This is a genomic window from Rhizobium sp. SEMIA4064 (genome assembly GCF_003025035.1).
GTDB lineage: Bacteria > Pseudomonadota > Alphaproteobacteria > Rhizobiales > Rhizobiaceae > Rhizobium > Rhizobium paranaense.
Map to the genome: position 1 here is coordinate 14,162 of NZ_PYJN01000006.1, position 12,862 is coordinate 27,023.

A 12,862-nucleotide genomic window follows, 5' to 3' on the forward strand; every position below is an offset into this window, starting at 1 on the left:
CCCCTCACACGTTCAGCAGAAGGAATTCACGCTCCCAGGGGCTGATCACCTGCATGAAGGTTTCGAATTCGCCGCGTTTGACGCCGACATAGAGGTCGATGAAGTCCTTGCCCAGCACCTCTTCGAAAGCTGGTTCGTCCTCCAGCAGTGCGATGGCCTCCAGAAGTCCGCGCGGCAGGTCGATCGAACCCTCATTGGCGGAATCTTCGGTCGGTGCGGTCGGCTCCACCTTCTTCATGATGCCGAGCAAGCCGGAGGCGAGCGAGGCCGCGAGCGCCAGATAGGGATTGGCGTCCGAGCTCGGCAACCGGTTCTCGACGCGGCGGGCCTGCGGATCGGAGACCGGCACGCGGAACGCCGTTGTGCGGTTGTCGTAGCCCCAGGCGTTGTTGACTGGGCAGGACATGTTGGGCGCCAGGCGTCGATAGGAGTTCACATAGGGCGCAAGCATCGCCAGCGCATTCGGCACGTAGCGCTGCATGCCGCCGATGAAGTGGAAGAATTCCGGCGAAGGACTGCCGTCCGGATTGGTGAAAACATTCTTGCCGGTCACGATATCGACCACGGATTGGTGGATATGCATCGCCGAGCCCGGCTGGCTCTGGATCGGCTTGGCCATGAAGGTGGCATAGATGCCGTGCTTCATCGCCGCTTCGCGAATGGTGCGCTTGAACATGAACACCTGGTCGGCAAGCTCGATCGGATCGCCATGACGCAGGTTGATTTCGAGCTGTGCCGGACCCTCTTCATGGATCAGCGTATCGATCTCCAGGCCCTGCTTCTCCGAGAAGTGATAGATGTCGTCGATCAATTCGTCGAATTCGTTGATGCCAGCGATCGAATAACCCTGGCCGCCGAGGATCGAGCGGCCCGAACGGCCCTTCGGCGGATGCAGCGGATAGTCCGGATCGTCGTTCTTGGCGACGAGGTAGAATTCGATTTCCGGCGCCACGACCGGCTTCCAGCCACGCTCGCGGTAGAGGCTCATGATGCGCTTCAATACATTGCGCGGTGTGTAGGAGACTTCCTCGCCATCGGAATTGACGATATCGCAGATCACCTGCGCCGTCGGATCGCTCTCCCAGGGCACCACCGAGAGCGTCGAAAGATCGGGCACCAGCTTCAGGTCGCTGTCGCGCGGCTCATAGCGGAAGCTTTCGGTCTCCTCGGGATATTCGCCCGAAATCGTGTGGCGATAGATCGCCGAGGGCAGGGCCAGCGAGGTGTTGGAGGTGAATTTCGAGGTGGGCATCATCTTGCCGCGCGGCACGCCCGCAAGGTCCGGCGTAATGCACTCTATGTCTTCGATCCCGCGTGCCCGCAGCCATTGAGCCGCTTCCTTCCAATTTGCAACGCCGCGCGCCGATCGTAAGCTGGGGGGAACTGTTGCGACTTTCGAGACCTGCAAGGAAGCTTTCAGCGGGGTCTTTTTCGCGGCCATAAAACACCGTATTTGCGTTGATCGGTGATTGCATCATAACGGCAGTTTGCCAATTGGCGAGGGGGAAACCGCTCGGACTTTCGCCATATGATGGAAAAGCGATGATGCGGCGCAGCAATGGGTAAAGGAATGAAACGTGGCCGGCAGATATGATGTTATCGTCCTCGGCGCAGGTGCCGCGGGCATGATGTGCGCCATTCGCGCCGGCCAGCGCGGGCGCTCTGTCGCGGTGCTCGACCACGCCGCAGCGCCGGGCGAGAAGATCCGGATTTCCGGCGGCGGCCGCTGCAATTTCACCAATATCCATGCTGGCCCGAAGAACTTCCTCTCGGCCAATCCGCATTTTGCCAAATCGGCATTGGCGCGCTTCACGCCAAGGGATTTCCTCGCCATGGTCGAAAGCCATGGCATCGCCTGGCACGAGAAGACGCTCGGGCAACTCTTCTGCGACAACAGCGCCAAAGACATCATCCGCATGCTGATCGACGAGATGCGGGCGGCCGGCGTGGAGTTACGGCTGCGCACCGATTTCGGTGCCATCGAACCGATCGCCGGCGGGGGCTACCGGATCGCCACATCGGAGGGTGCTTTGGAGGCAAGCTCTCTGGTCATCGCCACCGGCGGCAAGTCGATCCCGAAAATGGGCGCCACCGGCTTTGCCTATCGCATCGCCGAACAGTTCGGCCTGCCGCTTGTCGAGACCCGCCCCGGCCTCGTGCCGCTGACCCTCGATCCCCAGCTTCTTCAGCGCCTGGCACCGCTTGCCGGCATTGCCGCGCCTGCCGAAATCCGCCATGGCAAGACCGCATTCCGCGAAGCCCTGCTTTTCACCCATCGCGGCTTGAGCGGCCCGGCAATCCTGCAGATCTCCTCTTACTGGCGGGAAGGGGATGAGATCACCGTCGCGATCGAGCCCGAAATCGACATTTTCATCACCCTGAAAACAGCTCGCCAAGCCAACGGCCGGCAATCGGCGCAGACGGCTTTGGCGGAGATATTGCCGAAGCGGCTGGCGCAGCATTTCGCGGAGGGAGAGGGCATGTCGGGCAATATGGCCGATCAACCCGACAGGCGCCTGCAGCAGCTTGCCGCCGCGGTCCAGGCCTGGCCGGTCAAGCCGTCGGGTTCCGAAGGGTATCGGACAGCAGAAGTCACGCTTGGCGGCGTCGATACGGCTTGCCTCGATTCAAAGACGATGCAGGTAAAAACCATCCCCGGCCTCTTTTTCATCGGCGAATGTGTCGACGTCACCGGTTGGCTCGGCGGTTATAATTTTCAGTGGGCTTGGGCCTCGGGCCATGTCGCCGGCGAGGCAGCTTGAAGCGCTCGCTTTGACTTCGTCCAACGCCACACGCGGCCGCGTAACGGAAGCATCTTCGTTGAGGTGCTACTGAAGTAGAACTGCCGGGCAAGGAATCCTACACCTTTCGGACAAATATTCGCTGGGTGCGACAATTGCGGCTAGGCTCTGGTTCCGGCATTTTCCTTTCCTACATCTTTATTGTCCACATTGGCAGTTGCCGGAACGACCTTTTGCCGGTTATCGTGTCAGTGCGAAAATGGGATTTAGGCTCATGAATAGAACACAACGTCGCGCTCGCGCTATTGCAATTGCTCAAACCCGTGACAATGCCAAGTTGGTGGCCATCCGGCTGCTGATGCTGGCGACCGGCGCCACGGCTGCCTGCATTGCTTACCTCGCGGTGCGCAGCTTCTGACATCATCGGCCTGATCGGCTTCGGCCGCCGCCTTCCCGGCGGCCGTCATGTGTGCATACGCCCGACATCCTCTCGGCTGAGGCCTCGCATCCCTGCATTTCAAGGCTTTCTGTCGCTATCAAACGCCCTGTCGCTCATTGGCACGCCGCCTTATCCGAAAATTAATTAATCGAACTCACAATCCCCGAAGATTTTCTGGGGCGTGCTTCTACAACGTAGAGCCGAAGCAATGATTGCCTCCCGACATGGTTGGGACCCCGTCTGCGAAAAATTTTAAGATTGATGGTTGTGTATCCGGTCAGCGCCGTGGCGGCGTCGGCAGGGTGAGTGCGGCGTATGAGAGGCCAGAGGCACCATGTTCATTGACAAGATCCTGTCCCGTTTCAAGATCAAGACGAAGGTTCTGATCTTCGTCCTGCCTTTCGTCATCAGCATTTCCGCCGTAGGCCTCACCGGGCTCTACGCTTCCGGCCTGCTGCAGGGGCGCATGGAAATTTCCAACAGCGTGCTGCAATCGCTGACGGGCTTCAAGAACCTCTACGGTTCGATGGATGACTTCCTGCGCATTACCAACGAACAGCAACGCGACAAGCTCTATCAGGATATCAAGTCGCAGCAGGGCGTTCTGAACGCAACGATGGCCCAGCTCGGCAAGGAAGCGGAGGGCCGCGACAATCTGATGGACGCGACGACCAAGACCGCCGACACCTCGAACGTGGTCGCCAAGCTCTGGACATTGCACGAGCAGGAAGTCGCCTTTCGCAAGGTGATCGAAGACGCGCAGAGGGCGCTGATCAGCGCCCGTTTCAATGTCGACTACGATGGTCAGCAGTTGGAAGACCAGATGCGCAAGGATGAGGCCGACGCGACCGCGACGTTGCGCGCCGCCGACCGCCTGCTGAAGGGGGGCGATTCGCTCGTCTCCGTCGCCGAAGATTTCAACAAGGCCGCAACGCCTGCCGACAAGGTCAAGCTGCTCAAGGACCGATTGCCTGACCTCAACAAGGCGCTACGCGCGATCGATCTCGCTGTGCCGCAGAACCAGAAAAGCGTCGTGCAGTCGCTGGCTGGCACCATCAAGGATCTGACGCCTTTCGCCGAAAGCGCCGATGCTCCGACGGACGATACCATCACCTCGATCGGTCGATTGCTTTCTCGCTTCCGGCAGATGTCTACCTATACGCAGCTCACGGCGACGCAGATGATGCGCCAGGCGACCACGACCTTCGTTCAACTGGATGCTCGTGTCGTCCAGACCAATTCCATTCTGCAGGACACCCGCCGTCTCGAAGCTTCGATCTATTCGCTGCAGCTCGTGCTTGCCGACTTCACCACCAATACTAACAAGGACAATCTCGTTCGTCTGCGTCAGGAAGTCTCCAAGCTTGGCGGCGACATGGATACCCTGAACCAGAGCGCCAAGAACATGGATTTTGCCGGCGATATCGACAAGGCCATCCGTCCGGCGATCAAGTCGATGGATGATGCCGGTGGCAAGCTGGTCGATACCATCGCGCAGCGCATCACCGAATATGCCAGCGCCCGCCAGCAGCTCGATCAGGTCTGGGGTCAGCTCACCGCCTTTGCCGAAACCCAGAAGCAAAGCGCCGGCACGGAGCGCGACCAGGCGAACTACATCTCGATCCTCGCTACCACGCTCGGCATTATCCTCTCGGTCGCCGGCGGCATCGCCCTGGTCCTGACCCTGCAGCGTCCGATCGGTCAGATCACCGCCGCCATGCGCCGCATTGCCGACGGCATGCTGGAAACCGCGATCTCCGGCGAGCAGCGTTACGACGAAATCGGCGACATGGCCCGCGCGCTCGGTATCTTCAAGGAAAACGCGCTCTCGAAGATCCGCATCGAAGAACAGAGCGACGAGGAACGAACCGCCGCCGAGCACGAGCGCCAGCGCAACGATGCCGAAAAGCGCGAGCTCGACCGCCAGATCGACTTCGCCGTCAGCGAGCTTGCCGCCGGCCTCGAGCGCCTGGCTCAGGGCGATATCTCTTCGAGCATCGAAACGCCCTTCATCGGCCGCCTCGAACAGCTCCGCCAGGATTTCAACAGCTCGCTCTCGCGTCTGCAGCAGACGCTCAGCCAGGTGCGCGACAATGTCGAGATGATCCAGAGCAACGGCAGCCAGATGGCAGCCTCGGCCGAGGACCTGTCGAAGCGCACCGAGCAGCAGGCGGCCGCGTTGGAAGAAACCGCCGCCGCTGTGGATGAGATCACCGTCACCGTCCGCTCCTCCGCCGAGCGCGCCAAGGAAGCGGATGCGATCGTGCGCGAAGCCAAGCGCAGCGCCGACGACAGCTCCGTCGTCGTCGGTAACGCTATCGACGCCATGGGGCGTATCGAAGATGCTTCACGCCAGATCGAGCAGATCATCGGCGTCATCGACGAGATCGCCTTCCAGACCAACCTGCTGGCCTTGAATGCCGGTATCGAAGCTGCCCGCGCGGGCGAAGCCGGCAAGGGCTTCGCGGTCGTGGCCATGGAGGTGCGCGAACTTGCGCAACGCTCAGCCGCTGCGGCGCAGGAGATCAAGGGGCTGATCAACAAATCGACCCACGAGGTCAATTCCGGCTCGCAGTTCGTGCAGGAGGCGGGCTCCGTGCTCGCCCAGATCAGCGGCCAGATCGTCACCATCAGCCAGCATGTGGAAATGATCGCGCGCGCCAGCCACGACCAGGCAAGCGCGCTGCAGGGGGTCAACTCATCCGTCAACCAGATGGATCAGATGACACAGAAGAATGCGGCCATGGTCGAAGAAACCACGGCGGCCAGCCGCGAACTGGCCTCCGAAGCGGACGCGCTGCTCTATCTCATCCAGCAGTTCAAGATCGAAGGCGGGCAGGGCGTGGGCTATATGCGAGCAGAAGCCGCCTGACCGCAGCAATCGTCACCATCACAGGCGGACCGGCCGATATCAGGCCGGTCCGCCTTTTTCGTTTTGAACCATGCATAGCCGGCATCGAGAGCGTTCGCGAACCAGGTAAATAGCGCCCAGGGGTCGCGGCCATATTCCTGATAGAAAGCGTCCTCGTTGCGGCGCCATTGCGCCTGGCGGGCGTCGTTCTCCAGTTGGATAATTCTAGCTAAGGCGATGCAATCGATCATGGGAAGTCTCCATATTGGGAGGCATCCCTTCAATTACACAGAGGAATTTTCTTTATAAACGACCATTTTCCCCTTATATTTTTCAGTTATGAAAAATGCTCTTTGGGATTCCTATCAACTTTTCCTCGATGTCGCCCGCGGCGGCGGGCTGACGGGCGCTGCATCTTCAAGCGGGTTGAGCCCGGCAACGATCGGCCGGCGCATGCTGGACCTGGAGAGCCAGATCGGGCGTTCGCTCTTCCAGCGCAGCCAGACGGGCTATGTGCTGACCGGCGACGGCCAGGAGCTGTTCGATCAACTGCTGGAGATGGAAGCGGCTGCGCGTAAGATCGAGAGCTGGCAGCGCGACGCCCAGGGTGCGGCAATCGTCCGGATCGCGGCGGGCACCTGGGTCGGCTGGCTGCTCAGCCAGAACATGCCATCGATCTGCTCCGAACGCGACGGCTTCCGCATCGATCTGAATCTCGCCGAACGCCGTGCCAGCCTTGCCCATCGCGAAAGCGATATCGGCATCCGCGCCTTCGAGCCGGAGGAGACCAATCTGGCGGCCGTCAAGACCGGCGATGTCGCCTATGCGGCCTATCAAGCCCGCAACATGCGTTTCGCCGGGCCGAGACGCTGGATCGCAGTCGCGGAAGAGGATGCGATCTCCGCCTACCTGCGCTGGCCGCATCAGAACCAGCGCGAGGCGATCGCGGTGACCGTTAACCGGCCACGCTCCCTCTACGATCTCGTGCTTGCGGGAGCGGGCATCGCCGTTCTCCCTTGCTTCGTTGGCGATCTGGAGCCGCGGCTGGAGCGGGTCGGCGAGGAAGTTGCGTCGCTTCGTCACGGGCAGTGGATCGTCATGAACGATGCCGACCGCCATCGCCGCGAAATCCGCACCGTGGTCGATCGCATGACGCGACTGCTGAAGAGCCATGCTGATCTCTTCGCCGGCAACCGGCCTACCTATATATGAAAACCGGCGGCCATGGTCGCCGCCGGTATCTTGATCCCGGATAACGGACCAATGTTCAGCGAGCCGCGTCGCCCCAGCGATATTCCACCGTCGCGTCGTCCAGCTTTGCCTTCAGCGCCGGATCGAGCTTGAGGTCGATGGCGGCAAGCGTGTCGGTCAACTGGTCCGGGCGGCTGGCGCCGATGATGGCGGAGGTGATCACCGGATTGGCGGCCACCCAGGCGACGGCAAGCTGGGTGAGCGAATGGCCGGCTTCATCGGCGATGCCGCGCAGTTTCTCAATGGTCTCGAATTCGCGTTGGTGCCAGTAGCGCTGCAGATAGTTGGCGCCGGCACTGCGCAATTGCGAGCTGAACCGGCCTTCCGTCGGCGCGACGTCATGCCTGTGTTTGCCAGTCAAAAGGCCGCCTGCGATCGGATTGTAGGGAATGACGGCGATGCGCTGTTCCTCCACGAGCGGCAACAGCTCGCGCTCGATCTGGCGGAACAGCAGATTGTAGCGCGGCTGCACGGAGACGAAGCGGGCGGTGTGCAGGACATCGGCGCGGCCGAGTGCGAGCGCCAGCCGGTAGGCAAGGAAATTCGAGACACCGACATAGCGGGCCTTACCCGAACGCACGATGACGTCGAGCGCCTCCAACGTTTCGTCGATCGGTGTTTCGCGGTCGTCGGAATGGAGCTGATAAAGGTCGACGTAATCGGTGCCGAGACGCCGCAGCGACGCATCGATGGCGTCGAGCAGGTGCTTGCGCGATGCGCCCTGGTCCCAGGGAGAGGGACCGACCTTACCAACCGCTTTGGTGGCGACGATGAAGTGGTCGCGCTTGCCCTTCAACCAGCGGCCAAGGATCTCCTCGGTGCGGCCGGCAAGCTGTTCGCCGCCGCCGAGCGGATAGACGTCGGCCGTATCGATGAAGTTGACGCCGGCATCGGTCGCCTTGTCGAGAATGGCATGCGCGATGTCTTCCTGCTCGATCTGCAGGCCGAAGGTCATGGTGCCCAGGCACAGGCGGGAGACGCTGAGACCGGTATTGCCGAATTTTTGATACTGCATGATGGAAACCCTTGGACACGCGGGTTGATTTTGCCCTTGGGGCAGGGCGGCGAAATAGGCGGGAGGCTATTTGTAGGATGAGACGGCCCGATGTTAGCAAAGCTCATCCCGGCATTCACGCGGGAAGCGGGTCTTGCGTTCACAATCACGTGCGCTCCGCATATTGCCGTTTCCGCGGGTGTCGCCTGCCGATTTTCGGCAAATCCGCCAAAGCTCATACTGCCTTGCTTTTCCCCCTTGTGGCCTTCGGAATTCCTTTCTAGTCTGACGGGAAAAACAGAGGGTTGGGTATCGCCGGGATGCCCTTGAACAAACAGGAGAGACCATGAAGTCCATGTTCGCACGGCTGGCAGCAACGGCTTTTGCCGCCGTTTCGCTGGTGACGGCAGCTCAGGCCGAAGACAAGGTCGTCAATATCTACAACTGGTCGGATTACATCGATGATTCGATCCTGGCCGATTTCACCAAGGAAACCGGCATCAAGGTCGTCTACGACACGTTCGATTCCAACGAGACGCTGGAGACCAAGCTCCTTGCTGGCAAGACCGGCTACGACATCGTCGTGCCGACGGCGGACTTCATGCAACGCCAGATCAAGGCAGGCGTGTTCCAAAAGCTCGACAAGTCGAAGCTGCCAAACATTTCCAACATGTGGGACATGGTGATGAAGCGCATCTCCACCTATGATCCCGGCAACCAATATGCCGTCGACTACATGTGGGGCACCAACGGCGTCGGCTACAATGTCGACAAGGTGAAGCAGATCCTCGGCACCGACGACAAGCCGACCCTCGACGTGATCTTCGACCCGAAGGTCGCTGCCAAGTTCAAGGATTGCGGCATTTACATGCTTGACGCGCCGAAGGATGTCATCCCGACGGCGCTGGCCTATCTCGGCCTCGACCCGAACTCGACCAAGCCTGAGGATTTCAAGAAGGCGGAAGCGCTCCTGACGTCGATCCGGCCCTTCATCCGCAAGTTCCATTCGTCCGAATACATCAATGCGCTCGCCAACGGCGATATCTGCCTCGCCTTCGGTTATTCCGGCGACATATTGCAGGCGCGCAACCGCGCCGAAGAGGCGAAGAACGGCGTCCATGTCGACTATTCGATCCCAGCACAGGCGCAGATGTGGTTCGACGTCATGGCGATCCCGGCCGATGCACCGCATGTGGCCGAGGCGCATGCGTTCCTGAACTACATCATGAAGCCGGAAGTCATCGCCAAGGCCAGCAACTTTGTCGCCTACGCGAATGGCAACAAGGCTTCGCAGCAGTTCGTGAACAAGGAAATCCTTGAGGATCCGGCAGTTTATCCGACCGATGAGATCATGAAGCACCTGTTCACGGTGACGCCGTGGGATCCGAAAACGCAGCGCCTGGCGACGCGCTTGTGGACCAAGGTCGTGACCGGTCAGTAAGTCAGACAAAGGCCCGGACGGAAACGCCCGGGCCTTTCCTTGGAGCAATTCCAGGAAAAGTGCGAAGCGGTTTTCCGTCCGGAATGCGCAAAAACAAGGATAGAGCGGGAAAGCGATTCCGTGAAACGCTTTGCCGCTCTAGTGCAATGGTGATCCAGGGCGCGCAGTTCTGGATGGAATAATATGAAATCTGAAGCGCTACCGGATGGGGAAAAGCCGGAGCGGCATTCATTTCGGGGATAGATGATGAAGTCTCTCGGCAATATCCGGCGTTCCTTCGCTCCTTGGGCCGATCCTTCGGCAAAGCCTTATATTTCCTTCAAGAACGTCACCAAGAAGTTCGGCGATTTCACCGCCGTCGACAATCTTTCCCTGGATATCTACAACCGCGAATTCTTCGCCCTGCTCGGCGCATCCGGCTGCGGCAAGTCCACGCTGCTGCGCATGCTGGCCGGCTTCGAGCAGCCGACGACGGGCGAGATCGTGCTGGACGGCCAGAACCTTGCTGGCACGCCACCCTATCGCCGTCCCGTCAACATGATGTTCCAATCCTATGCGCTTTTCCCGCACATGACGGTGGAAAAGAACATCGCCTTCGGGCTGCGCCAGGACGGCATGCCGAAAGCGGAGATCGCCGAACGCGTCGCGCAGATGCTGAAGCTCGTGAAGCTGGAGCAATTTGCCAAGCGCAAGCCGAACCAGCTCTCCGGCGGCCAGCGCCAGCGCGTGGCGCTCGCCCGCTCGATCGCCAAACGGCCGAAGGTGCTGCTGCTCGACGAGCCGCTCGGCGCGCTCGACAAGAAGCTGCGCGAGGAAACCCAGTTCGAGCTGATGGACCTGCAGCAGAGCCTTGGCCTCACCTTCGTCGTCGTGACGCACGACCAGGAGGAGGCGATGACCATGGCTGACCGCATCGCGGTTATGAGCCATGGCAGGGTCGTGCAGGTGGCGACGCCGGCGGAGATCTATGAGGCTCCGAATTCCCGCTTCGTCGCCGACTTCATCGGTGACGTGAACATTCTCGATGGCAATGTCACGCGCGCAAATAGCGGCACGGTCGAGATCGCCGTCGACAATGGCTTCACCTTGCGCACGGCAACCGGCGAAATGCCCACCGAAGGCAGCCGTGCGGGCTTCGCCATTCGGCCGGAAAAGCTACGTGTCACGCCGCGGCCGCCCGCCAACGCCTCGGTCAATGCCGCAGAGGGCGAGATCTGGGATATTGCCTATCTCGGCGACATGACGGTGCTCCACGTCAAGCTGAAGAGCGGGCAGGTCGTGAAGGCCTCGTCGCTGAATGCGGTACGCGCTGTCGAGGAGCCTTTCGCCTACGATCAGGACGTCTGGGTCTCCTTCGATGAAAATGCCGGCGTGCTGCTGAAGGATTGATCATGAGGACGCTCGGCTCATCCATCTACCAGCGCCTCGTCATCATCGTTCCTTATGCCTGGCTGCTGATCTTCTTTCTCGCGCCCTTCCTGATCGTCTTCCGCATTTCGCTGTCGACGAAGGCGCTCTCGGTTCCGCCCTATGATCCGGCTTTCAATTGGTCGGACAGTTTCAGCGATTGGTGGGACAAGCTGCAGAGCATGTCCTTCGACAACTACACCTGGCTGGCCGGCGATCCGCTCTATTTCAACGCCTATGTCCAGAGCCTGAAGATTTCAGGCATATCGACGATCCTGACGCTGATCATCGCCTATCCCATTGCCTACGGCATGGCGCAGGCGCCGCGCAGCATTCGCCCGACGCTGCTGATGCTGGTCATCCTGCCGTTCTGGACGAGCTTCCTGATCCGCGTCTATTCCTGGATGTCGATCCTGAGCACGACGGGCTTGCTCAATCAATTGCTGATGGCGCTTGGCATCATCCACGAGCCGCTGGTGATCCTGAACACCAATACCGCCGTCTATATCGGCATGGTCTATTCCTATCTGCCTTTCATGGTGCTGCCGCTCTATTCCTCGCTGGAAAAGATGGACGGCACCCTGATCGAGGCGGCGCAGGATCTCGGCTGCACGCCGATCGGCGCCTTCTGGCGCGTGACCTTCCCGCTGTCGATCCCCGGCGTCATCGCCGGCTGCATGCTGGTTTTCATCCCTGCGGTCGGCGAGTTCGTTATCCCCGATCTGCTCGGCGGTTCCGAAACGTTGATGATCGGCAAGGTGTTGTGGAGCGAGTTCTACGGCAATACCGACTGGCCGCTGGCGTCGGCAGTGGCGACCATCCTGCTGCTCGTGCTGGTCGTGCCCATCGTCTTCTTCCAGCATATACAGGCGAAAGCCGATGAGAAGGGGAGGTAAGCCATGACCCGCTGGTCCCGCTTCAACATCGTATCCGTGACACTCGGTCTCGCCTTCCTGTATTTGCCGATCCTGCTGTTGGTCATCTATTCCTTCAACGCCTCGCGGCTGGTCACGGTCTGGGGCGGCTTCTCGACGCAATGGTACGGCCATCTGCTTCGAAACAACGACATGCTCAACGCCGCCTGGCTGACGGTGCGCATCGCCCTGTTTTCGGCGACGATCGCCACCGTCCTCGGCACGCTCGCGGCGCTGACGCTGGTGCGCTACACGCGCTTTAACGGCCGCATCCTGTTTTCCGGCATGATCTACGCTCCGCTGGTCATGCCTGATGTCATCACCGGCCTGTCGCTGTTGCTGCTCTTCGTCACCGCCGGCCTCGATCGCGGCTTCTGGACGATCGTCATGGCGCATACGACGCTGACCATGTGCTTCGTCGCGGTCGTCGTGCAGTCCAGGCTTCTGAGCTTCGACCGCTCGATCGAGGAGGCAGCGCTCGATCTCGGCGCGCCGCCGGTGCGCACCTTTTTCGAGATTACGCTGCCGATCATCGCGCCGGCCGTGTTTTCCGGATGGGTGCTAGCGCTGACGCTGTCGCTGGATGACCTGGTGATTGCCACATTTGCTTCGGGGGCCGGCGCCAAGACTTTGCCGATGTTGATCTACAGCCAGGTGAAGCTCGGCGTGACGCCTGAGATCAACGCCATCTGCACCATCCTGATCGGTGTCGTCACCGTCGGCGTCATCTGCGCCTCGATCGTGACCAAGCGTCGCGAAGTACAGCGCCAGAGGGACGAGCAGGCGGCCGCCGCGGCATAGGGCAAGCCCGCCGTAGGTGGCGC

General features: G+C 60.6%; 11 protein-coding genes. 8 read left to right on the forward strand and 3 right to left on the reverse strand.

Features of this window, described 5'->3' with window-relative positions; translation table 11 throughout:
• Positions 1-4: 4 nt before the first annotated feature.
• On the reverse strand, positions 5-1,441 hold the full coding sequence (locus C9E91_RS03885; protein ID WP_107107067.1) for a glutamine synthetase family protein: 1,437 nt from the start codon (positions 1,439-1,441) through the stop codon (positions 5-7).
• Positions 1,442-1,577: 136 nt separating this feature from the next.
• Between C9E91_RS03885 and C9E91_RS03890 the strand changes: the two genes are divergently transcribed.
• The 3 genes from C9E91_RS03890 (at position 1,578) to C9E91_RS03895 (ending at position 6,052) form a co-directional block, all read left to right on the forward strand.
• Entirely contained in the window at positions 1,578-2,762 is a 1,185-nt protein-coding gene (locus C9E91_RS03890) for a BaiN/RdsA family NAD(P)/FAD-dependent oxidoreductase (protein ID WP_107107068.1), read from the forward strand.
• Between the two features lie 253 nt (positions 2,763-3,015).
• Positions 3,016-3,159, forward strand: a complete 144-nt coding sequence (locus C9E91_RS19705) for a hypothetical protein (RefSeq protein WP_162950124.1) — start codon at positions 3,016-3,018, stop codon at positions 3,157-3,159.
• A 355-nt stretch (positions 3,160-3,514) separates the two neighbouring features.
• On the forward strand, positions 3,515-6,052 hold the full coding sequence (locus C9E91_RS03895; protein WP_107107069.1) for a methyl-accepting chemotaxis protein: 2,538 nt from the start codon (positions 3,515-3,517) through the stop codon (positions 6,050-6,052).
• On the opposite strand, the gene C9E91_RS03900 is transcribed toward C9E91_RS03895, so the two are convergent.
• Complete coding sequence (locus C9E91_RS03900) at positions 6,028-6,282, reverse strand: hypothetical protein (protein ID WP_107107070.1); 255 nt, start codon at positions 6,280-6,282, stop codon at positions 6,028-6,030. The two genes, C9E91_RS03895 and C9E91_RS03900, sit on opposite strands and share 25 nt — an antisense overlap.
• Before the next feature lie 88 nt (positions 6,283-6,370).
• Between C9E91_RS03900 and C9E91_RS03905 the strand changes: the two genes are divergently transcribed.
• Positions 6,371-7,243, forward strand: a complete 873-nt coding sequence (locus C9E91_RS03905) for a LysR family transcriptional regulator (protein WP_107107071.1) — start codon at positions 6,371-6,373, stop codon at positions 7,241-7,243.
• Positions 7,244-7,298: 55 nt separating this feature from the next.
• Here C9E91_RS03905 and C9E91_RS03910 read toward each other — a convergent pair whose 3' ends face one another.
• Positions 7,299-8,297, reverse strand: coding sequence for an aldo/keto reductase (locus tag C9E91_RS03910; RefSeq protein WP_107107072.1), 999 nt, complete (start codon positions 8,295-8,297; stop codon positions 7,299-7,301).
• A gap of 334 nt (positions 8,298-8,631) precedes the next feature.
• Between C9E91_RS03910 and C9E91_RS03915 the strand changes: the two genes are divergently transcribed.
• The 4 genes from C9E91_RS03915 to C9E91_RS03935 all read left to right on the forward strand — a co-directional run bounded on the left by C9E91_RS03915 (position 8,632) and on the right by C9E91_RS03935 (position 12,839).
• Positions 8,632-9,717: a polyamine ABC transporter substrate-binding protein gene (locus C9E91_RS03915; RefSeq protein ID WP_245407419.1), complete on the forward strand. Its 1,086-nt coding sequence runs from the start codon at positions 8,632-8,634 to the stop codon at positions 9,715-9,717.
• A gap of 246 nt (positions 9,718-9,963) precedes the next feature.
• Positions 9,964-11,106, forward strand: a complete 1,143-nt coding sequence (locus C9E91_RS03925; RefSeq protein ID WP_107107233.1) for an ABC transporter ATP-binding protein — start codon at positions 9,964-9,966, stop codon at positions 11,104-11,106.
• A gap of 2 nt (positions 11,107-11,108) precedes the next feature.
• Positions 11,109-12,020, forward strand: coding sequence for an ABC transporter permease subunit (locus tag C9E91_RS03930; RefSeq protein ID WP_107107075.1), 912 nt, complete (start codon positions 11,109-11,111; stop codon positions 12,018-12,020).
• Positions 12,021-12,023: 3 nt separating this feature from the next.
• Positions 12,024-12,839, forward strand: a complete 816-nt coding sequence (locus tag C9E91_RS03935) for an ABC transporter permease subunit (protein WP_107107076.1) — start codon at positions 12,024-12,026, stop codon at positions 12,837-12,839.
• The last annotated feature ends 23 nt before the right edge of the window (positions 12,840-12,862 follow it).